This is a genomic window from Bacillus sp. 1A, from assembly GCF_052682215.1.
Genome location: NZ_JBQYLZ010000001.1, coordinates 70,888 through 94,412, shown reverse-complemented (window position 1 = coordinate 94,412; position 23,525 = coordinate 70,888). Strand labels below are relative to the sequence as shown.

Below are 23,525 nucleotides of genomic sequence, written 5' to 3'. Positions count from 1 at the left end.
TGTGATGGTTGATATACATGAGGTATTAGAGACGGCAATAGCAAGCCGACAAGGTTGCACTATTGCAACCATCCTTCGAGTAGCCGGTTCATCATACCGGAAAGAAGGTTCAATGATGGTATTTGAAGAAGATGGGACAAAGGCTGGAATGCTTAGCGCGGGGTGTATCGAGGAAGAACTTTATCTTTATACTAAAGATTTAAGTAATGAAAAATGGAGCATACATGAATTCGATATGAGGGAAGAAAATGATTTATCATGGGGAGTAGGGTGTAATGGAATTATTTATATATTATTAGAAAAAGTGAATTATATATATCAAGAGTATTTACGCAATGTAAGAGGATATACAGAAAAAGGGCTACGTGTCTGGATGATAAAAGATTTATTAAAATCGAAGACTCTTTTTTTTAGCGAAGAAGGACATGAGTTTGGAGATTGGGAAGGAGAAATTCCAGTACTTTCTGAATTGAAAAATGGTTGGTATGAACATCTATATGTATATTGCTTCGAACCACGACCAAAATTATTTGTAATTGGTGCAGGAGAAGATGCCAAACCACTTGTCTCCTTAGCAAAAGAAACAGGATTTTTTGTTACTATTTGTGATTGGAGAGAGGGATTATGCACACCGCTACGTTTTCCAGAAGCGGATAGGCATGTTGTTGGTTTTCCAAAAAAAATTCTATCCAGGATATCTATAAAAAAACAGGATTTTATAATGATAATGACACATCATTTCAAACGGGATCAAGAGCTACTTAGTCTATTGCAGAACCAACCTTGTCGTTACCTAGGTATTTTAGGTTCCCGATATCGCACCGCACGTTTGCTAGGAGGAGTCAATAAACCTAAATGGATTTTCTCTCCTGCTGGTTTATCCATTGGATCTGAGGGACCAATGGAAATTGCTATAAGCATTATGGCAGAAATGATACAAATAATGAGGATGAAAAACGATGAAAATAGTAGGAATATATCTAGCAGCTGGAAAGAGTAGAAGAACAGGTCCGGGGATACATAAGCTGTTCCTTCCAGTTGGAAATACATTACTTGGGAATATAGCATTAAATACATCACTTGTTTCCAATCTGAGTGATGTTATAGTAGTTTCAAATGAACCGTCCTGGTTATTCCACCATACACAGGTGGAAAGAGTTCATATTCTCTCTTGTAAAAAATCATGTTTGGGTCAATCGTACTCTCTTCATTGTGGTTTAGAAAAGGCAGAAAGTATGAATGCTGATGGAGTAGTAGTAATACTTGCGGATCAACCATTTATTACAGTTAAGCTTATAAATTCATTAATAGATGATTATGAACACTCCCCGCAACTTGATTATGTAGCTGCTAGTTTTCAAGATATACCGCGGCCACCAATTTTATTTTCAAAGGAGATTTTTCCGAGTTTGAAAAAACTAACAGGAGACCAAGGAGCTCGTTCTATTTTCTTTGATAAGTCTTTACAAGGTAAGTTTACTGTATATAGTGATGCTAAATTATTTTATGACGTGGATACAATAGAGGATTATAATATAATTAAGAATTCTCTACTATAAAGGGTATCATCATATATAGAAAGACATGAACGTCTAAACTTCTTGAATGTGAGACAAGAAACTCTAAACTATTTAGTCATTAATAATAAAATGTTTATATCATCTGTCAATTTAATCCAATTCTAACAGATTTAATTATTCAAGGTAATAGAGAGGGAGTTTTTCATGTTAATAATCCAATGCTTACAACAGAATTTTTACTTTCAACGATTCACTATTGGGTAGATTTATCGTTATTCAAATGGACTCCGGAAGAACGCATTGCAAGGGGTTTATCCATTCAACCAACATTTGAACATTTATTTGGTGTTCCAAGTGGAAAATTTGATTTACAGCTTTTAAGGGAAACCGTGCATGCTAAATTTAGTTATTGAATAGGCTCGTTGTAATTGATATAAATTATCAATTACAGTATATATTTTTGACGGGCAGTCTGTCAAAAATATATGGTATTTGTTATGAATTGTGATGATCAGAGATATTGAGGAGAACAAAATGTTTATTTTAAGAAGGCAACATTCTACACAGTCATAAATGGAGAAAATTTATTTGTTAAATAACAAACTTGCTATTAAAAATCATGATAAATATGTACGCAATTATTTATGAATTATGCTTTAATGTATTTAAATTATATAACTGAAGCAATCACTTTATGAAAAATTACCCATTTTCATGTCCTTGTTGTAATAGGAGGAGAGTTTAACTTGCATCCATCCATGTGTTCGTTAAATTCCTATTTAACGAACAGAAAATATGCACTTCTCTTTATCTAATACGTAAAAAGCCACTGTATCTTTTATAAAATACAATGGCTTTTTTTGCTATAGAGAGATTAACATTTTAAATTCTTATTCCTTAGAGGGATAGTTCATGTCACGTATCAATTTCATCACTTTCTTCTAATTGACGTTGTTCTAAACGCTCAATTGCAGCTCGACGTTTAGTATCATCAATATTCGTATAAAGAGATGTAGTTTCCATCGAATTATGCCCCATTTGATTTGCCAACAGGACCAAATCTTTATTTTCGTTATAATGATTAGTTGCATATGTATGACGCAACTTGTGAGGGCTCTTTTTTTCGTCAAATGCTCTAGTATATTTCTCTGTAAGCTTTTGTATTGCATTAACAGAAATTTGCGCGTATGAGCCTTTATAATTCGTTACAAAAAGAATATCCTCATCATCAGGACACTTGTAACGATTAGCACGTACTTTAAGGTACTCTTGAACATCATCTAGAGCTGTTTGTGTAGCCAAAATAGATGATTTTTTATCTCCTTTACGTATAACCTTGATGTAACGAGTACGAAAATTAATACTAGAAATAGTTAAACTAGCTGCTTCAGATACCCGAAGACCTGTACCCAAGATTAGACTTAGAATAGCAATATCACGCTCTCTATCTCGCTTAAAAAATCTTAGTTTACCAGGAGCGGTTTCTTGTAACATTTGCTCATATTCATTAGATAAAAAGCGCATGAATTTAATGTCATCATTGTTGTGAAAAATAACTTCTGAAATTTCTTTTGCTCTCGCTGCAGCGTCAATTTTTTCCTTATGAATTTCCATTTTGGCCATAACATTTCTATAAAAGTAACATTCTCCATTATCATCCTCAGTATTGCTTGTTAGGTAGTTAAATAATGACTTTAGAGCCGAAAATGTCCGTATAACTGCCTTGGTTTTATTACCTTGTCTCTCTAAATAACTTTTAAACCTTTTTACTTGTTTAAGAGGGAGGTGCTCCAATGTTTCAATTGGTACCTCATGTATTCTCGTTACAACTTCACCATCTGCTGTAGCAAGACGAGAGGAGATCAACCATTGTAAAAACATTTCATATTCAATTAAATATCCATACAAAGTAGCAGGGGAGAGGTTCGTTTTCTCCTCAATATATTCAATAATATACCAGGGCATTTTTTCTTTATGACGTTCTACACGTGCTTGATACACTTGTTTTTCTCGATTACTCAATTTTTTCACCTCAAACTTCAAAACAGTACATTGACTTTTTATAATCAATGTACTGTTTTGTCTGAATTTGTCTAATTTTACATTAAATACAATTTTAATTTACTATCTAAAATACAAAATTGCATTTATAGGAAAGGGGACTAGAAATAACATTTTATGAAAGGATTAGTTTTTTAAACCATTTCTCTAATTCTTCTTCATTTTGTTCGAACTTTTCTTCAAAATCACTATTTAATATGATTTTTAACATTAATTCTCTAACAGCATTATCTAATTCAAGAGCAAGTTCAAGAGCATCCGTATATCTTTTTTCCGACATAGCTTGCCCATGAATTACAGTTGAACGAATTGCATAAGATTTTTTTACCAACGTAAAATAATACTCTCTCTGTTCCAATTGATCAGACATTATTTTAGCAAATCTCTCCGAAATTTTGTGTGTGATTTCTTCACGACCAGTTGTAAATAAACACTCTAAAATTGTACAATATTTCATTATTTTTACCGGTACATCTGTTTCATGTCTCGCAGATTGTACAAAGTATAGAGCTCGAGATACTCTTAATGATTTACCATTATATGGACCCTCAGCCATCCGTTTTCCACTATTCACATCGGATTCTGGCTTTAATATCTCATAATATTGAATAGCTTTATCTATTTCCTCAATTGAAAACCCTGTATCCTCGATTATTCCATTTGATTTAGATGCTGAAAATGCAGTACCACTACTTGTAATAGAATAAAAAATCTCTTTTGTGCCAGTTCCTATAAAGCCTAATTCTGTATTTACACTATGATCTTTAACTAACCACAGTGCTACCATAAATATGTGTATTTTTCTTAAAAAAGAATTAGTATAATAATAATTTGCTTCACCAGATATTGAGTGTTTTTTAAAAGCTTCTTCCAGTTGTGTTAATTTACCTATTTGATAGATATATGTACTATTTTTTAAGGATTCATATTCAAGAGAACCGATTGTACGCTCGAATCCCTCATTATTAAAAAATCGATTAAATGTAGCTAAACTATTAGACAATCTCATGTTATCATCGTCAATTAATTTTCCTTTATTTAGAGTGGATGCAACTTTAATATTATACAGCCTTGCAATCATTTTATAATCCAAAATTATAAGACCTCCAGTAAAAATTCATGTTGTATATTAATTATATCATATAGCATTCTATAAATTTATATAATTATCAATTAAACTCGAATTTAATGTAAAATTAAACATTCTAATACATATCCCTCCTCTTCTTGACGAAAAAAATATATCAATAGACTATTAGCCCTTTACATATTTTTCATTTCAATTGGGATTAAACCGAATGAACATTATAAAATTACTAATTGAAAAATCTATATTTCTTGTTCTATGAAAGCAAATTCTCAACTGAGTTGCGCTTATTCTGTCAAATTCTTATCATTATTTATCTATTACAACTATGATTAGAAATAATTGAACCTAATTTTGGTTAAAAAATATGTAGTTTACGTTTGACTAAAATAATTAATAAAACTTAATATATATACATATATATATAACAACTTAATGGAGGAATCATTTTGAAAAATAGGTTACAACTCAAACATTCAACATTACCTTTTAAAACAAGAAAATTTGATCGTACGTCTTTCAAAAGGAGTGAAAAAGAAAAGAATCAATCTTCTATATTTTTAACACAGGCTGCCATTGTGGTGCTTTTATTAACTGCTTTAACTTATTCATTCACCGCTCTTTTTAAATATGGATATCACAGTTATTACAAACTAAATTCTCTTTCTCTCATTAAAATTGAAATGAATGATTTACTTAATTATTTTCTTATGGTCTTTCCATTTATACTTCCATCTCTTATGGCTTACATTTTGATTTTTGTCACTATTGTTAAACCATTCCAGCACGCAATGAACTGGAAAAAGTTAGATAAACAAGTCCACTATACATTGATTATACTATTAATTATTTATGTCCCCCTCTCCTTGGTATTTAATGTTAAAATATTAAACCATTGGATTTCGTACATAATACCACTGGTTATTGAATTATTGTTTCTAAGTTATAAACATCTCCCGCAACAAATTCAAACTATTTTAAAATACCTTGCAACTCCTATGCATTCCTATAAATATTTAACAATTTTAATTTTGTTTGTATTTATAGGGCTTACTTCTTTCCAGCTGGGCAGAAATATTGCAAAAGAGCAAGAGGACTATTTAATTTTTAAAAAAGATAATGTAGATTATATTGTAATAAGTAGTAGCAACAATAATTTAATCTCTGCTCCTCTCAATCTAGATAATAGATCTATAGATCCAGTGTTTAATGTTGTTTCACAAACAGATAACATTTTGTTGCAAAATGTTAATTTCCCAAATGGGATAAAAGTTGGGAAACAAAAAAAACTAAAGTAATTCTACAAAAGCTAATCCCTTCTCTTACCTGTAAGAGAAAGGATTTTTTATTTAGTTCTTATTTTTCCAGCCTAATTATACGTATTTTTAATCCTTAAAACTTATTTAAACATCCTATAAAGATCTTAGTTCTACCGAGAAAACTTACAATGAAAATTTCTTCTATCCAGTCCATTTAATTAGCAATCAGTCTCCGCTTTAATCTAATGTTTTAAACCCATTATCTCAAAGACTATGTATAGTCAAATTTTGATAAGTCACTTCAAAACAATTCTTCATTATCTCAGCAAACCTAAACTTGTTATTTATTGGTTATATTGTAACAAAAAAACTTCCTTCTCTATATAGAAAAATGTCAGGTTTTTTAGGCTCTTTTATATGACTATACAAACACCGTACCATTTTTAAGAATAAAGAAGCACTTACCTCGTTGGATAAATGCTTTATAGAACTATAATATAGCTCCATTACTTCTCAAATTCGACATAATTTGCGGATTGTCATTTTCAACGCTATAAAAGAATACTTCATCCACATGATCTTCAATATTCCATTCTTTTATACTCCACTCATTCGTAGTAATTAATATTACTTTTCTCGATCCAGTACCCTTAATTTCACTCAAAAAATTGTTATATCTTTTAGCATCAGCTAGTACTGTTTGAACAGGATGAAATAGAGTAAAAGTTTCTTCATTACCCCTTGGATTAGATTGTGTATGATTTACATAACTATTTATGTTAACAACCATTCTCCCTAATTTATAATTAGTTGTTGATTTAACTGCATGCGGTAAAAGTTTCTTTTTAAAAGCTTGATTTATATGATCTGATATATAAGACATAGAACTTGTTCTTATAATTCCTTTGTTAAACTCTCCATTCAAACAAGAGAGAACCGCCTTTAACTTGGCATCATTATCATATCCCCTCACCAAGAGTATTTTTTTAGTTTTATCCTGCAAAAATCTCGTTACACTTTCAATAGCATTTTGTTGATCTCTCATACTAACTCCCCCTCTTGTAGTTATATTTTACAATAAAAATGAATGAATATCTAAATTCATCTTTTTAGTAATCTACACCGCCCCCACCATTAGAAGGGCCACACTCCAAAATTGTGGCTGTATCATCTTGCAGTACGGCAAATATAATAGATAGATACTCTTGAATTTATTATTTTTTCTGAATATTAATGTTGAATGATTTATAATTAATTTTATAGTTGATCTATTTTACGATGATCATAATAACTAAATAGGATTAGGATATTCTATGAGAGGCGGGAATTTATTTGTATAGAAACTTGTTAAATTTTTCATTATATTGTATTCTAAGTCTTTTTATATATTTAATAGCTTATTTCATAGCTATTAAGCCTGCTATTATTAATGCAACATCCATAGATTATAATAGGATAAAATTTGTTTTGCTATTACTTCTACTCATTCTAGTTTCTATGATATATGGGGTAATAATAAAAAAATTAATTCGTTATAATTCTAGATCCTCCCATTCTATAGCAAATGAAAGTTTTTTATTTATGTTTAGTCATATTTTCACTGCACTTATTCTCTTTTTTATAATGTTTATTTAGGCTGTTAAACGAGTACCAAGTAAGATATAGCTTTCTTCACTTATTAGCAAATGATTACGGAGAAATGTTGAAAGATATATCACCACAAAAATATAGTTATTTTCAGCGTGATAAAGAAAGAGATATAGCCATTATAAGCCTCATTTTAGGCACAGGTCTTCGAGTTTCTGAGGTAGCTAGTCTTACTATATCTAGTATAAACTTCCGTCAGGGGAAAGTAAAAGTGACGCGTAAAGGTAATAAAAGATCTTCCGTATTAGCTACTCGCTCTTGCTTAGATGATGTTCAGGAGTACATTAAGGTTCGTCCTAGTAAATATAACTGCCCTCAAGATGAAGACTTACTTTTCGTAACAAAATTATAAGGGGAAATATACGCAGTTAACTGTTAGAGCTATACAGAAGTTATGTGATAAATATTCAAGTGCATTTGATGAGAAACGTAGCCCTCATAAACTACGGCACACATATGCTACAAATCATTATAAAGAAAACAAGGACCTTGTATTACTTCGAGATCAGCTTGGCCACACTTCTGTAGAAGTTACTAGTATTTATACAAATATTAATAATGAGAAGAAACGTGAAGCTATTGATCGTTTAGAAAAAAGACAATTTGAGTAATTATAGAGACTTTATAAAAAAGAGAAATAGTTTTTTTCTTTTTTATAACCTAAATAAATTAATAGGATAATTCAGGAATTTCTTCTCCTGTTTGCGAGCTGTGAGGATAAAAAATAATACTTATTATATCTGATAATTTTCAAATCATTTTTAAGGTCACATGATATAAAAAATTTTTAACACCTTTCTAATCCCCCTTGTTTTTAGTTAAAAAAATAGGGGGGATTGTGTTTTAATGGGCTTAAAAATACAATGTCATACTAGCTTCTAGAGTTAATTCCAACATTTATCTCGAATAGTTTATGCTGTTATAGCCAGAGAATCTAATAATTGTTTTATCATTAATGAATATTCTTGATCCTTATTAGTAAATTCTATCAAGTCCTCTAACAATAATTTTCTTAATTCTTCATTTTCTGTCTTTTCATATTCCCAGATTAAAGGTTGGATTTTTTTTATTAAATCTCCTCTCCGTTCAATTAATTCAGGACGGTTAAGTTTTAATTTCTTTATTGTAAAATATGCACTTTCACAACCAGGTTTTGCAAAAGAAATAGTCCCCATAAATACCAATTTATCTTCTGGGTAATCTACATATGGATTTAATAATGGCAATGTATCATCATAATAATTACTTTTACTTTGGTTACATTTTGCACATCCAATTGTGAGGTTGTCCCATAAGAATGTTTTTTCTGGAAAGATACTTTTAGGTACTATATGCTCAATGTCTCCATAATCTATATGGGTAATTTTACTTTCACAATATGCACATTTTGAATTTGTTTCTGTTAATAAAGCGTCTTTGATCTCTTCATGACGATACCTACCTTTAATATAACTGGGTGCTTTCTCATCAGAATTCAAAAAACTTAGTAACTCGTTTGTCCAATCGTTTTCTTTATCCTCAAGAACAATAGGTTTCGATGTTTTTATTAAAGAAATCATTAGTAGCTCCCTCCTTGAAGGATTCCCAATGCCTGTGGTAAATGATCTTTTAATCCAATCGAGGAAAGTTCATCTTTTAATCTACTATAACTATCTGGCGTAATTTCGTAACCTTTATAGCTCTGTAAAATATTTTCCAATCGATTTTCTACCCATAGCGGCATTGTTACAGGTACACCTAATACGTCACGTAAGATTTCCGATGCATTTGCCGCCTTATTTTCAAAATCCAGTAGCTCACTAACTACTGAATTATTCTCATCATATCTGAGTACAAAGATAGAAGAATCTCTTACTGAATTTACCATTAAGGGCTATGCGTTGAAATAATAAATTGGGCATTAGGGAAGGCTTGAATTAAACTAGGCATTAATCTCCTCTGCATTGAAGCATGCAAATGGTTTTCCGCCTCATCAATTAACACAATATATGGCTCATTTCCATCTCCATTAAACATATAGATTTGCCATGCTAAGTCTAATATTGCGCCTATACCGCCAGACACAGCATCTAATAAGAAATCCCCACTATTTGTTTCTAATACCACTTCACCATCTCTAATTGAAATCTTTTGAAAACCCAATGTTGGTGGAAGAAGGACTTTTAGTATGTCTATAAATCCTAAAAATAACTCTAATGCCTCTTTATTTTCTTGAACATGTGAATTACCTTCACCAAATAGAGCTAAACTTATAAGTGTTGTTTTCATTTGAAATGATGGTGAATCTCCATAAGACTCAAATAATTTATTCATTAAAGAGTTGTTAAATGAGTTAAAAGCATCTTGTCTAGTAGCAGGTCTTGCAGGAATGTTTCCTATTGCCTTATAAGAATACGCTGTTCTATGAGAAGGAATATTGATGCCCTTTAAATTCAAAGAATTATTAGAATAATAATTAGAGCCAGAAGTAGCATAATTTATACGATAGCTTGCTGAAGAAGTTAAATCTGGAACTAATAGATTGCTAGTCTCGCCATTAAAACATTGTACACTACCAATATTTATCATATCTTGTTGTTCTTTCGACTGAATTTTTCTTCTGCCACCAATTCTATATTTCAAAGCTCTAGAGGACTCTTTTGATGGAGTAGCAATTTCATTAAATCCTCAGCCAAGTTGTGTGCTAAACATTCTTAGAATTGTACTTTTACCAGCACCATTTGCACCAGTCAAAACTGTTAACTTAGGATGGAAATCAATATCAACATTATCGAACTGGTTCCAATTCTTTATTTTTAGATTTTTTATTATCATTTTCACCATCGCCTCTTTCATCTTTTATTTCTTTTTTTGAAAAATCTATCTCAAACATTGATCGTCTTTCTTCTACTGATTTTAACTGATACTCAATTGGAGACCATATATTATAATCTTGACTATCAGAAAAAACATTTATATTCATACAGGAAGTATCTAACTCTATTAAAATAGAATTATAATCATAATCATAATAAAATGTGTATCCTTTGTGAGTGACATCAGGAAAATTATTTTTAAATTTTTCATTATAATATGGTTTAAAGTAATTTATCAACCCAGCTTCAGTTATATTAATTATTTGCTTATCTATAATTAGCGGTGGTGCAGATAAAACCTTATTAATATGCTTAGTATTTTCTTCATCTGAAGTTAAGTATTTTTTACTTATTCCATCCATGGAGGTAATTAACCTCGGTGTAAATTCCCATAGACTTAACGCGACCTCTTTTTCAATGTCACGATGGCTCAAGTCAGCTAAAACTTTCTGAAGCTTTTCATGGGAACTAAGTCTACGCACAGCATCTCTTTCTCCTGATTTACCATACGATTGCCCCACATATAATATTTTTGATTCTAGGGGTACTTTGGATAGGCTCTTATATAAAGTCAAAACATCAGCTTCAACTCTCCCTCCCGCATTATCCCTTATAATTAATTCTTTAGTACCCTTTAGCTCATATGTAAAAACCTCTTTATGATTCTCTTCCAATAATTTCAAGTTAAATTTTTTTATACTCACATTTTCAAGAACTCCTAATTGAATTGAGATTTCAATATGTGTATCAAAAATTCTAATTCCATCTTTTACAAAACTTAATCTAGGAATTTCGTGAATCATATATATGTGATAATTCTTATTAGAAACATCAACTAAATCTAATTGATTTGGATAACACATCACTACAGTAGATGAAAATGTATGTAAAGCAAACTCACACATATATTTTCGAGATATCCCATTATTTAATTTGATTGTTGAATATCTAGGATCATTTATACAGCAACTCTTAAATTTCTTTCCTGATCCACAAGGGCACATTTGATTTCTGCCAACGCTCATACTGTTACTTCATCCTTTCAAAGCAATATATATACCATTTTCTAAATTCAAAATGCGTGACTTTAATTATGTTATCATTCTGCTTTACTATGTTGATTCTTGTTATACCATTTATTTATTTTTCCTTTGTAATACTTTTCGACTTCGTAATCCGGAATCCAAATTTCACGATCATAGATTTTACTCATAACACTTTCTAAAACATCCTCATGTTCTCTCGGTTTCAATCTACGGTTATGAACCTTAATCTTCTCTATGTAAGCCTCTCTCAGCCAAGTTGATATGGTTTCACGCTGTTTTTGCTTTAGGTGAGACCATTTCTCTTATTGGTTTGTAGTAATTGCCCCTTAGAATTCCTTGTATGATTCTTCATTGAACGCTACCTTCTCTATTTTATTTTTACTTATTTCTTATTCGAACCGAAAACACAGCGCATTCCAAATCGAGTCACAGCATATGTCGTGCCAATTTTACGGATTGAGCCTTTTGGGAAATCGTGTATTCTTTTTACGTAATGTTGATGCTTCAATTCCCCATTCTTCTATAGCATCCGTACTACTTAAAATTTCTTTATCCAATAGATTAAGGTTTCCCCATTCAACGTCTTCACAATTAAAACCATCCAGCTCTAACTGCTGCAGCATATCTCTTACCACAGACAAATTATGATCCTCTCCCTGATGGACTTCTTCTAACACTTCTACATTTAGATACTCATGGTCAGTTAACTCAATTGTACTATTCTCAGATATATAATAATAGATATCTTCTTTTAAAATATAAGTGGGGTGTTTTTAATTAACTAATTTTTCTGGATTTTGTTGAAAAACAAATATAAAATAGTTAAATGCAATGGAGATTTTGCTACAATGGTAATATATAACATTAGCATACTTCTATAGGATGGGGGAATATATAATGATTGTTTCAGTAAAGGGGAATGAGCAAGTTACCAAAATGTTAAATGACTGGTATATAGAGATACGTGCCAGGCATGTAGGAAAGGCACATAAATTAAAACTTGAGATTGATAAAAAAATACACAATATTGAAGAAGATCAAAACCTACTTTTATACTATGCTCTTTTAGACTTTCGTCATCAATATATGCTTGATAGTTTAAGTATTGGAAAAGATAGTTTTAATAAAGTAGATTCATTGGATGTACCTGCTGATCAGTTTTTACAATACTACTACCACTTCTTTAAAGCTATTCATTCAAATATTACAGGTAATTTTACAAGTGCAAAAGAACATTATAATCAAGCTGAATTACTCTTAAAACACATTCCCGATGAAATTGAACATGCTGAATTCCATTTAAAATTATCAACTTTCCATTATCATATTTACAAACCGCTTGCTGCAATTAAAGAAGCTACCAAAGCAAAGGATATCTTTAAAAAGCATGCAGGATATGACACTAATATTGGGTTATGTGATAATTTAATTGGATTAGCTTGTACTCATTTAAAACAATTTGAGGAAGCTGAAGAACATTTCATTACAGCTATTAATACATTCAAAAAAGCTGGTGAAGAAAAAAATATCACGTTTGTACGCCATAACTTAGGTTTAATGTATTCAGGTCAGAATTTATCTGAACTAGCAATACGATATCTCTCTGAAGTAACACAAGAACTCCCTAAAGATTATAAAGCAATCTTTATTAAAGCTAGGGAGCATATGAAAATCGGTGAGTCCAAAGAAACTTCTAATCTTATAGTGAGAGGTTTAGAAATTTGTAAAGAACTAAAGAATGAAGAATACGAACATCACTTTTTAATTTTAGAAAAACTAAATCAACAAGTCACTGCTGACGAATTAGAAAAGACTATTAAAGCAGGGATTTCTTATTTTAATAGAGAAGAGCTACATGAATATGTGCAAGAATACGCTAAAAAATTAGCGGTTTTATTCCATCAAGAAAATAACCGCTCAAAAGCAAGTGATTATTTTTATCTTAGCCATCAAGCAGAAGAACAAAACTTTGAAAAGGAGGCTTTAAAATGAAAAAAATAATATTTAGCTTAATTGGATTAACAGCTGTATTCACGTTTATGTTTAACGCTAGCAATGTAACTAATACACAGATAGCTCTTAGCGAGGGTAAAATCGTACAATATGCTCACGGCCATACTGGCGGATGATAAACAAACAAAGGTCTTCACTTCATTGTGAGGGCTTTTATTTTTTATAAGAATTCCCATAAAAATGTTATAATTACACCATTACATTCATAAAAAGAATTTAAAAAGATTAGAATATTTATAGAGATGAGGAAGCTATTAATGTATTCACAAGACAATTTTTACAAAAAATTAATTGAAGAACAAAGAGTGGTAAATATTTTTCTAATCAACGGAGTTAGAATACCTGGAATTATTATTGCAGTGGATAAATTTTCAGTGCTGATCTCCAGCAATGGAAAACAACAATTCCTTTATAAACAGGCGATTTCAACAGTTGCTGTATAAACTATCATGAACCCCAGTATTTCATTGTTAATATACTGCATTTTAAAACTTGATTTGAATTATATTAGTATATTAGGGGTCACCATATATATACATCCATCAACTTAAGAAGAATAAACGCCACCAAAACAAAAAAAGCCCCAAATTTTTCTTGAAAATAAGTTGAGGCTTTTGAACCAGAAAAGTATATTTTTAACTATGAAAACTACGATAAATTTTTCCTTTTTTCCTACTTGCTAAATTCAGCAAGTAAAATATTTTTAAAAGGATTAGGACTGTCAGCTCTACCCAAACTGTTCCAATTGACGACCAACGTATGCTTACCTCCAAGTGTACCTCCAACAAGAGTTGTAAACCCTAGAATGCCACCTGTGTGTCCCCATATCGAGACACCGCTTGGAAGCTTAGTTTCATAGATTCCAAGACCATATCCATCGATTCCTTCTTTTCCTGTAGGAACTGTAGTAAGCATTTGTTTTAGTTGCTGTTCCTTCAGTAATTTGCCACCGAGCAAGTAAGAGAAGAATTTGTTTAAGTCGTCAGCAGTAGAAATCATATCTCCAGCAGAGCTACCTGCACTTGGGTTATAATAAGTAACGTCTTTTAGCTCACTTGCTCCGTCTGGTTGGACATATCCACGGGCATGGTTAGTGCCTGGAATAACACTTGAATTGCCTGGTAGGAATGTATTCGACAATTCAAGTGGTTCAATAATCCGATTTTCAATCTCTTCCGCATAGCTGTTTCTGGTTACTTTTTCAATAAGAATGCCCAGTAATACGTATCCTGTGTTTGAATAAGACCAGCCCTCTCCTGGGGCAAAGTCTGGAGGCAGAGAAACCCCCATCTTCACTAACTCTTCAGCCGTATACGATTTTTTTGTATCCGTAAAATCAGCGTCTTTTGACCTTGAGTATTCAGCGATACCACTTGTATGGTTCAATATATGCCGGATAGTAATCTTGTTACCATCATATCCATTTCCTTGAATGACACCAGGCAACCAGTCTTCGATGTAGTCGTCTAAATTCAGGCGATTTTCTCCAGCTAATTGAAGTACAACTGTTGCGGTGAACGTCTTCGTCACACTCCCAATGCGAAAACGAAAATCTGTTTTCATTGGTCTCTTGGTTCTCAAATCCGCTATTCCAGCAGCATACCCCCACGTTTTTCCACCCTCAGAAGTTTTAGCAAGTATCCCCGGGTATCCAAGTTGCAATGTACCCCGCATTGCTTGCTTGACGGAAGTACGATCTCGTTGAGTATTTGTTTGTAACGAACTAGATACATTTTGAGTGGGCTCTGCTTTTACAATTGAGGTTGGTGTTGTATATAACAGGGAACTTCCAGCTATTAAAAGGGCCAGACTTGCACATGTAATTTGACTACGTATCTTCATAAGGCATTCCTCTCCTCTATTCATATTGTATAAGTGTTTACTTACTGTTCCTTACTTCCTGACAAGACTTAGGGAAAGGCCCTCACGCATATAGATTAAAGCCCCAGTACAAAGGTATCTATCAATACCAACAATTTGAGCCAGTTAAATCTCCCAAAGTATTAATTTTCGTTCTGAGGGTTCAAGAGGGTACACATGAAATTGAATACATCCTTCTTCTTTAATAGTTTCTTTTTCAAGTTTTTTGAACTCCTCTATTATTTCATTAAGGTCTTTATCACTAATAATTTTCAAGCATGCAGTTATGTAATGCATCAGATTCCCCTCTTTCCATTCCTAAATTTTAGTCGGTATCAAAAAATGTATTCAATTAATATTTTATAATTCCTTGTTTTTAGGTGTGAGGTGATGGCTGGGGTGAAGTGAAGCCGAGGAGCTAGCCCTTCTAATTTCCCTTTCCTTAGACCTAAAACATAAAAGTTTACTTTCACTTTATTGTATTATTACTGGCTAAGTAGTTTGGAGTTTCTTGTCCTATGTTCAAAAGATTTAGACTTTTATGTCTTTCTACAGGAGTGTTTAATTAGGAGAACTGATTCTTTGTTCCAACCCCCCTTTAAATTATTTGATGTGCATCGTTCCTTATTATATTTTTTTATGATATCACTCTTCCCTTTTCAGATTGTTCAGGGTAATTCTTTTTATTCATACCGTTAATCCGTTTTTCACAATGTTTAAACTGGGTTAGAAGAGGCTGATTTAAAAGAGCTTCATTATATAATGTTCCACACTAAATTCATACATAATAAAACAGTATTCCTAGAATTAGGGTCATAAAGATGTATTTAAAAAGTACGTTCTATTTTCAAACGTACTTTTTCATGAATGAAATTACACTAAATTAAAAAGCATTTACACCTATAAATTATACACAGAATAATTTCTGTCATCTAATTGTTACAATTACATCATTCTCCTATACATCCCGTCAAATATAAATTTTTATTTATGGATTAACATGCAAATGCCAACTACGAATGTTAACTAAAATTCCTTTTAAAGGAACATGATTTAGATTTAGGGTTTTTCTTGCATAATTCATCTTGCAAATATTAATGTAATTCTTTACACAATAACAAATTACATAGAATATATGAAACCATTAAACTCATTATTATACATAAAAATATCATCAAAATATAAAAAGGAAACCTTTTATATACTCTATTTTTTATGAACTTGCTGCCCTTCTTTGTTCTGTTTGCTGTTTATTTACGCGTATTATAATTGGAATAACAGCACTACCCATCACAAAAATAGCACCTGTAATTTGAATAACTGATGGAATACTATTATTAAACAATATATCTAGTAGCAGTGAAAACAAAATGTTTAAATATAACAACGCAGATAAATTTGAAATTCTCGTGGTTAACCTATATGCCCTTCCTCTAAACCATTGATTCCCTAAACTTCCCATTGCCATTAAGAATAAAAATACTAGTACCATTGTATTATTCGTAAATACATCAATATAATTCCCCTTTGAAAAACATGCAGAGAGTACACCCGATATTATCGTCCCATATAGGTATGTATAGGCCATAATGGATAGATTATCATCCGTCTGTGCACTTCTATGTAAAAAAAATTGTGAAAATGCTAAGGATAATCCTGAAAGTAAACCTACTCCTAAATAAATAAATGCTTCATAATCAATACCACCATTTTTTAAAACAAGAAACACTCCAAAAAATCCTAGAAACGCTGCTACTATTTCTACTCTTGTCGCACGCCTTGTCTTTGAAAAAAGAGTAATAAGACAGATAAAAATAGGACCTGTATTATATAAAACCATTGCTATAAAAAGGGAGGTTTTAGCTGCACATAGAAAAAATAATGCCTGTGAAAAGGTAATAGAAAAAGCTCGAGGTAATTGTTTATAACTATTACTCCAAAATGAAATTTCCCCCATTCTTTTTATAATAAAAGGGACTAAGAATAGAAAAGGAATAAAAAACCTTGCTGTTAAAGTTACAAAGAAATCCCCTGATATAATAGCATGTTCTGCAAAAAATCCAGAAAGTGAAAAGCTAATTCCTGAAAGAACCATAAAAAATGTCGCTTTTTTAAGATTATCCATTTAATGTAGGCCTCCTTAATAAATATACGCACCGAGAAACGTTATTCTTTAAATTTCTCGGTGCTTAAAAAATGTGCCATTAAAACTATATCAAGAAAAATAATTCATTGATCAAGGTATTATTAATTCTCCTTTAAAAAGTAACCTTGCTGTTCGTGTAATACTAGATTTCTTAATTACATATCCATTAGCTGACTCCTCAATAACTGATTCTGTTTGAATTTTCCCCGCTGGGTGTTCTATTATAATTTGATTCAATTTTTTCATTTTATTTAAATCATTATTTTGTGCAACATGGTATGCAGTTGTACCATTAATTTTTATGGCTGCCGATAATGCGAGTGATCCTGTTACTGCATGAGTGCTATGACATTGGTGAGGAATAAAATATCTTGATGTAATAGTGCCAGATTTCCTAGGTTTTGAAATTATCGCAATCTTAGGGATTACCTTATTTGATACGTCACCTAAATTTGCAAGACGAGCTACCTTTTTTCTAATGAGATCAATGTCATTTAAAAATGTTTTATTTGCATTTAACAATTCTGGACTTTCATCTCCCATAATTCCCAATTCACTGGCTCGAATTATAATTAATGGCACTGATACATCGACACAAGATACATTAATTCCATTAATAACATCCATTTTTGCACCTGTAGGAAATAACTTCCCTGTAACTGAGCCGATAGAATTTTTAAAATTAAGATTTATTGGAGCTCCTGTACCCGGAACACCGTCAATTTTAATATCTCCGTTATATACAACATTTCCGTTTTTAGTGGCTATAGTTGATTCAACAATTACATTTGTATTTAAATTTCTTATTGTTATAGTTTCTTTTCCTGATCCGACTTTAATTAGTCCGCTCTCTACTGCATAGGGAGCAACAGCTGCAATTATATTTCCACAGTTTACACTATCGTCTAATATCCTTCTCTTTAAATCTGCTTGTAAAAATAAATAATCAATATCTATTCCTGGTGTATTGGAAATTCGAATAATCGCAATTTTATTTGATAAAGGATCTAACGTACCCATCCCATCAACACCACGTGCATTTCCTGCCCCTAACGCTTTTAAAATAACCTCATCTCTAATCGATTTATTTGAAGGTAAATGTTTATCTAAAAAAAATAATCCTTTTGACGTTCCTCCACGCATGACAAAACAAGGTATTTTCATTTATTAGCATCTCCTTTTTATTTTTTAATCATTATATACAAAAAAATAAATTTTTGTTCTATTACTAAATCTAATTAAAGGAAAAAATATTACTTAACAATCTCGTCCCTCCTCCATATATTCAAAAATAAAAAGATAATATTTACAATTATGTAAATCACCTCCTACAACTTGCATCCATTCTAACAATAAAATATTAAATAAGTAACAAATTACTCTGTATAAATAAAATATTAATAATTAAGAACTTTGCAAATATAATTAAATTTAGCATTTTAACTAATTCATCTCCCACTTCCTCATTAGACTGTGGCGCTTCACGCTCATTGAGGAAGAAGTCTTCTTTGCTTTAAAATCACTATTCAATTATTTGGCTCAGAATACAGAAAATGAATACGGGGAAATTTATATCTCACGTAATGTTATGGAGAAAATTGAGCTACATAAGGAAAAAGCAGATGACGTTGCAAACATGATATTTAACGAAAAGGATGATGTAGCCTTTCTTCAATTTTTAGCAAATGATTACGGAGAAATGTTGAAAGATATATCACCACAAAAATATAGTTTTTTTCAGCGTGATAAAGAAAGAGATATAGCCATCATAAGCCTAATTTTAGGCACTGACCTTCGAGTTTCTGAGGTAGATAGTCTTACTATTTCTAGTATTAATTTCCGTCAGAGAACCGTTAAATTGTCACAGACATCACTTACTTGCCATTCAAAGATGATTTTCTCTATTTATCGGTCATCCAAGACATTTACAATAATGAAATTGTTGCTTGGAAATTATCACATAGCAATGATTTACAACTTGTTCTCAAAACACTTGATTTAGCAACCCAAAAAAGAGATGTGTATGGAACCATCATCCAATCAGATTAAGGATTCCAATACACATCTCATGCTTATCATCGTACGCTTCAACAGCTAGGTGCCATCGGCAGCCACTCTCGCAAAGGAAACTGCCATGACAAGGCTTGTATTGAATCATTCTTCTCTCATTTTAAATCTGAAATGTTTTATCTCAATTATTACCAAACAAAAGGAGAATCGATTCAAGCAATTGAAACATACATCTATCATTATAACTACAAACGATTCCAAAAACGACTCAATCATCGAGCTCCGATTGATTATCGAATCTCAATGGCTGCGTAGTCTTTTTTAAAAGCTGTCTACTTTACTACTCTTCCTTGATAATAGCCCTTACCATCAATTATATTCTTCAAATACCATTTTATTTTCCCATATTTTGTAGGTTCTTCGAAAGAATTGGCATAAACACCACTCGGATGACAAACGTATTTTGCATACAAACCATCATTAAGTTCGTAAATCTCACCACATGTTACATTTAAGCTTTCCGCTTTTTTTGTACTTGTTAATTCTTCTGCCGATGCCGCCCCAATTCCTCCAGTTAACACAATACCAGCTGCTAATGCTCCAACCACTAGTTTCTTGAACATAAAAATCCCCCCTTAATAATTTTATAACTTACAGCTCAACTGTAACACAATTTACATTATTGTAAATATTTTGTATGTATATAAAATATTATTTGATTTTTAGGAATGTTAGCACTCTATTTTATCAAATTCATTTAAAACCTTCACAACATTCTTTATATATTCCTGTGTTTTCCATAGAAGGTACGTATTGTTTGTTAGTATAGGCTATTTTCATGTCTTCTCTTGCTTTTCTCGCTAATTCTATACTATTTAATGCTTCCTCTATCTGCCGGGCTTTATCAAATTCAATAGCAGCATCTACTAAATTCGTGGGATCAGAATCACTTCTATGAATTTCGCCTTTAAATTCTTTATTTAATTGATTATTCTTTTTCAGCCTCGTATCATTTTCACTATGTGGTGCACGCAATAATTCTGTTTCTAATAATACTGGTACAATGTCAGACTCTGCTATTCGGTTAACCAGAAATATATCATCTTGTGTTGAATGATCTCGGTTCTCTAACAATGCATCTACCCTTAGCTTAGAACTTTCAGGAGTTCTTCGAATTAAAAATACATGCCCATTATGATCAACAGTTACAATAACATGATATACATCCATCAAATAGTTAAATGCTTTATTATTTTCCCCTGTTACAAAGAAATATTCCTCTTTTAATGGAGAAATATATGTATACTCATAAGAATTTGTTTCTGGATTAAAACTACTAATTCTTGTACCACTATAACTATCCGTGTATATTTTTTCACCATTTACTTCTTTTTCCTTAGGTGGAAAGAAACTATCTAGTATTAACACCCATGCGGTTGGTACATTTTCTTCAAAATATATATTTGTTCTCTTCGCAATATTACTAGTCCGAATATTAGATGCCTGTACTTCGATTGCCAACTTTAGCTCTTCTTTCCCATCAATTGTTTGCAATACCGCTACATCCGCACGTGAAATGTCTTTATGTCGCTTCTCTTCTTTTACGATGTAACCAGCCTTACTGAATAGTTCATATAAATATTTCTTAGTTCTGGCGTGTGCGAATGATTCAAACGAAAAACATCGTTCTTTGTGTAAATGAAAAAAATATGGATTTTTATTAACGGTCTTAGAGCCTTTATTAAATGACATGATGTCTTGGCATATAGGGCATTTTGCCTCGTATAAAGCCTTTTTCCCTTTTATACGCTTAGCTTCCTTTTCGTTATGTATAATCATGGAATCTAACTCTATATAACTTTTCTCTTGAAATTCAATTAAGTTACCACTAGGAAATACTTTTTCCCAATCATCAAAATAGTCAATATAAGAATACTGCATTTAATATACACCCTTTCATAAAAGGAATATTTTATCCATTTAACTAATTATAATAATATTCATTTATAAAAATTAAAAAATATAAATTTTAATTTTTATATTTATGATGATGGGACACTACCCTTGTCGTTTTTATAGGCATTCAAAGAACATACCTACCATATACCCAGTGAAATTTTAGCAGATTCAGATATTTATCCTTATTTTTTACATATGTGAGAGATCAAATATCTCTCACATATATTTTAATTTTAGCAAGGCATCACACCTACATATAATTTATTCCCATTCATTATATCTGTTAACGTTGTTTCTAGCTTTTCAATCTAAATTCTTTATTTAGTATAGGATTTCCCAGCTACATTCACTTATTTCACTCTATCTATCTTGTAATCCCAACATTCTTTACAAATAATTTCATCATGTTGAGCCATAAAAGGTGAGTCACATTCAACGCAATAAGTATACCATTTACTCTCTAAAATCGTTCTTTGCATTGCAAGTTTGCGTTCTTTCTCCGCTAAATCTTTTTTGCTTGCCCCATTTTATTTCACTCTTTCATTCTTAAATACCAAAGAAATAAGAAATGTGAACTACTATATTTCTTTTAATCTTCCACTATTAATTATTCTCTCATTAATCATAATCCCCTGTTAGGTTCTAGCTAAATATTTTAGAAGTAATTTGTCTCTTAATAATAAGGAGAGTATTATAAATATAGAAAAACTATGTATGGTGTAATTTGTTTATTTGTTTATTAAACCAAAATGTTATATATGTATGTTAAATATAAAAAATAGATTCGGATTTAAATATATTTTAAAGTTAGGAGAAAGATTTTATGTGCAGTATTAAATTAGAAGATTTACAACGGTTGAAGAAATTTAAGGAGACTAATAAAGAAGAGTTGCAACAAAATGAATTAATTCCATATAAAGAACTCCCTGAATATGATTTAATTAAAAAAGCTAAAAACAAAGAAAAAATGAAAATTGATGAACAAATAGACTACTTGCGTTTTAAAGGTGTAACTTTTAATTACATAAATGAATCAGATGCGAAAAACTATCTTATAGAGAATTCATATTATTATAAACTTACCGCATATAGAAAGAATTTCCCTAAAAATAAACAACAAAAATATCAAAATTTGGATTTTGCCAATTTAACTGATTTAGCTGTTATAGATATGCATTTAAGATATTTACTCATAAAACTATCATTGGATATAGAACATTCTATAAAAACTAAGTTAATGAATCTTATTACTAATAGTGACGAAGATGGATATACTATTATTGAGGAATATAATAACTATCAGTTAAATAATATTGCGGATAAAGAAAACTTTGTTCATGTGTCACAGAAAATTTTGAAGGACTCCGAAAATAAAAAAGGATATCATAGGGATTTATATGAGAAATATCAAAAGAACCCGAATATATGGGTTTTAATAGAACTCATGTCTTATGGACAATTATCCAATTTTATTCGATTTTATGTCGAAAAAGAGAAGTTTGGGCGTAATGACTTGAAAAATGCAAGTGATGTGATGCATTTTTCGAAAAATATACGTGATTCCGCAGCACACAGTAGACCCATTCTACTAAATATTGTAGAACCAGGGCAATTTAAAGGACGTAATAATCCAAAACCAAAATTAAGACAATATATTTCTAATGTAGGTCTACCTAAACCATTTGTAAAACCATATATGACAAATATTAAAGTGCACGACCTTTGCGCTTTATTATATCTACATGATAATTATGTAAAAGGCCCTAGAACTCGTAAAGAACGAAAGAAAGAAATGAAATCTGTATTCCGAAGAGCCAAAAGAGAAAAACATCTATATACAGAATCTAAAGAACTAGGTGAAGTTTTGTTGTTATTTGGACATTTGATTACTAGATATAGCTGTTAAAATATAAACTAATAAAATCAACTAAACAATTAGCTAAAAAATTGACTAAACAATTAGCTAATGGTATAGTTGTATACAGATGAAAGACCCTTCCGAAAGGTCGTCTTGTGATGGGGGTAACAGCCCGATCGGGATTAAAGGAAAAATGTCTAAAAC

General features: G+C 31.2%; 24 protein-coding genes and 5 pseudogenes. 13 read left to right on the top strand and 16 right to left on the bottom strand.

All coding sequences use genetic code 11. From position 1 onward, the window contains the following. Positions 1–4 precede the first annotated feature (4 nt). From ACUN0F_RS00520 to ACUN0F_RS00510, 3 genes are all read left to right on the top strand, one after another. Positions 5–1,000, top strand: a complete 996-nt coding sequence (locus tag ACUN0F_RS00520; RefSeq protein ID WP_327988463.1) for an XdhC family protein — start codon at positions 5–7, stop codon at positions 998–1,000. After that, a complete protein-coding gene (gene pucB, locus ACUN0F_RS00515; RefSeq protein ID WP_327988464.1) occupies positions 960–1,559 on the top strand; it encodes a xanthine dehydrogenase accessory protein PucB in 600 nt (199 codons plus the stop codon). Before ACUN0F_RS00520 ends, pucB begins: the two co-directional genes overlap by 41 nt. Positions 1,560–1,657: 98 nt before the next feature. Beyond that, positions 1,658–1,933 (top strand): hypothetical protein, encoded by a 276-nt coding sequence (locus tag ACUN0F_RS00510; protein WP_445540792.1) that lies wholly within the window; start codon positions 1,658–1,660, stop codon positions 1,931–1,933. Between the two features lie 502 nt (positions 1,934–2,435). Here the strand turns inward: ACUN0F_RS00510 and xerS (ACUN0F_RS00505) are convergent. Beyond that, complete coding sequence (gene xerS / locus ACUN0F_RS00505; protein ID WP_000071021.1) at positions 2,436–3,542, bottom strand: tyrosine recombinase XerS; 1,107 nt, start codon at positions 3,540–3,542, stop codon at positions 2,436–2,438. 154 nt (positions 3,543–3,696) lie between these two features. After that, the gene (locus ACUN0F_RS00500) at positions 3,697–4,674 is read right to left on the bottom strand and encodes a hypothetical protein (protein WP_445538972.1); all 978 of its coding nucleotides are present in this window, start codon (positions 4,672–4,674) and stop codon (positions 3,697–3,699) included. A 443-nt stretch (positions 4,675–5,117) separates the two neighbouring features. Here ACUN0F_RS00500 and ACUN0F_RS00495 point away from each other — a divergent pair, with 443 nt between their 5' ends. Next, positions 5,118–5,966 carry a hypothetical protein gene (locus ACUN0F_RS00495; protein ID WP_445538971.1) on the top strand — a complete coding sequence of 283 codons (849 nt, stop codon included), beginning with the start codon at positions 5,118–5,120 and terminating at the stop codon, positions 5,964–5,966. Between the two features lie 451 nt (positions 5,967–6,417). On the opposite strand, the gene ACUN0F_RS00490 is transcribed toward ACUN0F_RS00495, so the two are convergent. Next, positions 6,418–6,972, bottom strand: a complete 555-nt coding sequence (locus ACUN0F_RS00490) for a hypothetical protein (protein ID WP_445538970.1) — start codon at positions 6,970–6,972, stop codon at positions 6,418–6,420. Between the two features lie 287 nt (positions 6,973–7,259). On the opposite strand from ACUN0F_RS00490, the gene ACUN0F_RS00485 reads away from it, so the two are divergent. After that, positions 7,260–7,562 carry a hypothetical protein gene (locus ACUN0F_RS00485; RefSeq protein WP_445538969.1) on the top strand — a complete coding sequence of 101 codons (303 nt, stop codon included), beginning with the start codon at positions 7,260–7,262 and terminating at the stop codon, positions 7,560–7,562. Positions 7,563–7,590: 28 nt separating this feature from the next. Then, positions 7,591–8,185 (top strand): annotated as a pseudogene (gene xerS, locus ACUN0F_RS00480) (tyrosine recombinase XerS); the annotation flags it as partial. Positions 8,186–8,485: 300 nt separating this feature from the next. Here xerS (ACUN0F_RS00480) and ACUN0F_RS00475 read toward each other — a convergent pair. From ACUN0F_RS00475 to ACUN0F_RS00445, 7 genes and pseudogenes are all read right to left on the bottom strand, one after another. Next, on the bottom strand, positions 8,486–9,133 hold the full coding sequence (locus ACUN0F_RS00475) for an HNH endonuclease (RefSeq protein ID WP_445538968.1): 648 nt from the start codon (positions 9,131–9,133) through the stop codon (positions 8,486–8,488). Further along, the gene (locus ACUN0F_RS00470) at positions 9,133–9,441 is read right to left on the bottom strand and encodes a hypothetical protein (protein ID WP_445538967.1); all 309 of its coding nucleotides are present in this window, start codon (positions 9,439–9,441) and stop codon (positions 9,133–9,135) included. The genes ACUN0F_RS00475 and ACUN0F_RS00470 overlap by 1 nt, the downstream gene beginning before the upstream one ends. Further along, positions 9,441–10,196: an AAA family ATPase gene (locus ACUN0F_RS00465; protein WP_445538966.1), complete on the bottom strand. Its 756-nt coding sequence runs from the start codon at positions 10,194–10,196 to the stop codon at positions 9,441–9,443. The genes ACUN0F_RS00470 and ACUN0F_RS00465 overlap by 1 nt, the downstream gene beginning before the upstream one ends. A gap of 45 nt (positions 10,197–10,241) precedes the next feature. Next, entirely contained in the window at positions 10,242–10,388 is a 147-nt protein-coding gene (locus ACUN0F_RS00460) for an AAA family ATPase (protein ID WP_445538965.1), read from the bottom strand. Next, complete coding sequence (locus ACUN0F_RS00455) at positions 10,342–11,454, bottom strand: YecA family protein (protein ID WP_445538964.1); 1,113 nt, start codon at positions 11,452–11,454, stop codon at positions 10,342–10,344. Before ACUN0F_RS00455 ends, ACUN0F_RS00460 begins: the two co-directional genes overlap by 47 nt. Before the next feature lie 74 nt (positions 11,455–11,528). Next, a pseudogene (locus tag ACUN0F_RS00450) lies at positions 11,529–11,827 on the bottom strand (transposase). Positions 11,828–11,857: 30 nt separating this feature from the next. After that, positions 11,858–12,230 (bottom strand): annotated as a pseudogene (locus ACUN0F_RS00445) (helix-turn-helix domain-containing protein); the annotation flags it as partial. Between the two features lie 142 nt (positions 12,231–12,372). On the opposite strand from ACUN0F_RS00445, the gene ACUN0F_RS00440 reads away from it, so the two are divergent. The 3 genes from ACUN0F_RS00440 to hfq all read left to right on the top strand — a co-directional run bounded on the left by ACUN0F_RS00440 (position 12,373) and on the right by hfq (position 13,931). After that, positions 12,373–13,467 carry a response regulator aspartate phosphatase gene (locus ACUN0F_RS00440; protein ID WP_445538963.1) on the top strand — a complete coding sequence of 365 codons (1,095 nt, stop codon included), beginning with the start codon at positions 12,373–12,375 and terminating at the stop codon, positions 13,465–13,467. Then, positions 13,464–13,604, top strand: a complete 141-nt coding sequence (locus ACUN0F_RS00435) for a hypothetical protein (protein WP_445538962.1) — start codon at positions 13,464–13,466, stop codon at positions 13,602–13,604. Before ACUN0F_RS00440 ends, ACUN0F_RS00435 begins: the two co-directional genes overlap by 4 nt. Positions 13,605–13,745: 141 nt before the next feature. After that, positions 13,746–13,931: an RNA chaperone Hfq gene (gene hfq, locus ACUN0F_RS00430; RefSeq protein ID WP_445538961.1), complete on the top strand. Its 186-nt coding sequence runs from the start codon at positions 13,746–13,748 to the stop codon at positions 13,929–13,931. 229 nt (positions 13,932–14,160) lie between these two features. Here hfq and ACUN0F_RS00425 read toward each other — a convergent pair whose 3' ends face one another. From ACUN0F_RS00425 to ACUN0F_RS00410, 4 genes and pseudogenes are all read right to left on the bottom strand, one after another. Further along, positions 14,161–15,330, bottom strand: coding sequence for a serine hydrolase domain-containing protein (locus ACUN0F_RS00425; protein ID WP_445538960.1), 1,170 nt, complete (start codon positions 15,328–15,330; stop codon positions 14,161–14,163). A gap of 147 nt (positions 15,331–15,477) precedes the next feature. Then, a pseudogene (locus ACUN0F_RS00420) lies at positions 15,478–15,645 on the bottom strand (putative quinol monooxygenase); the annotation flags it as partial. Between the two features lie 916 nt (positions 15,646–16,561). Continuing rightward, a complete protein-coding gene (locus tag ACUN0F_RS00415) occupies positions 16,562–17,473 on the bottom strand; it encodes a DMT family transporter (protein WP_445538959.1) in 912 nt (303 codons plus the stop codon). Positions 17,474–17,584: 111 nt separating this feature from the next. Then, positions 17,585–18,658 (bottom strand): PrpF domain-containing protein, encoded by a 1,074-nt coding sequence (locus ACUN0F_RS00410; RefSeq protein ID WP_445538958.1) that lies wholly within the window; start codon positions 18,656–18,658, stop codon positions 17,585–17,587. Between the two features lie 340 nt (positions 18,659–18,998). Between ACUN0F_RS00410 and ACUN0F_RS00405 the strand changes: the two are divergent. From ACUN0F_RS00405 to ACUN0F_RS00395, 3 genes and pseudogenes are all read left to right on the top strand, one after another. Further along, a pseudogene (locus tag ACUN0F_RS00405) lies at positions 18,999–19,361 on the top strand (tyrosine recombinase XerS); the annotation flags it as partial. An 11-nt stretch (positions 19,362–19,372) separates the two neighbouring features. Beyond that, on the top strand, positions 19,373–19,543 hold the full coding sequence (locus ACUN0F_RS00400; RefSeq protein ID WP_445538957.1) for a hypothetical protein: 171 nt from the start codon (positions 19,373–19,375) through the stop codon (positions 19,541–19,543). A 54-nt stretch (positions 19,544–19,597) separates the two neighbouring features. Then, a complete protein-coding gene (locus ACUN0F_RS00395) occupies positions 19,598–19,819 on the top strand; it encodes an IS3 family transposase (RefSeq protein ID WP_445540791.1) in 222 nt (73 codons plus the stop codon). A gap of 17 nt (positions 19,820–19,836) precedes the next feature. Here ACUN0F_RS00395 and ACUN0F_RS00390 read toward each other — a convergent pair whose 3' ends face one another. Both ACUN0F_RS00390 and ACUN0F_RS00385 read right to left on the bottom strand, forming a co-directional pair. Further along, positions 19,837–20,127, bottom strand: a complete 291-nt coding sequence (locus ACUN0F_RS00390; RefSeq protein WP_445538956.1) for a hypothetical protein — start codon at positions 20,125–20,127, stop codon at positions 19,837–19,839. 130 nt (positions 20,128–20,257) lie between these two features. Beyond that, positions 20,258–21,445, bottom strand: a complete 1,188-nt coding sequence (locus tag ACUN0F_RS00385) for a competence protein CoiA family protein (protein ID WP_445538955.1) — start codon at positions 21,443–21,445, stop codon at positions 20,258–20,260. An 841-nt stretch (positions 21,446–22,286) separates the two neighbouring features. Between ACUN0F_RS00385 and ACUN0F_RS00380 the strand changes: the two genes are divergently transcribed. After that, the gene (locus tag ACUN0F_RS00380; RefSeq protein WP_445538954.1) at positions 22,287–23,369 is read left to right on the top strand and encodes an Abi family protein; all 1,083 of its coding nucleotides are present in this window, start codon (positions 22,287–22,289) and stop codon (positions 23,367–23,369) included. Positions 23,370–23,525 lie beyond the last annotated feature (156 nt).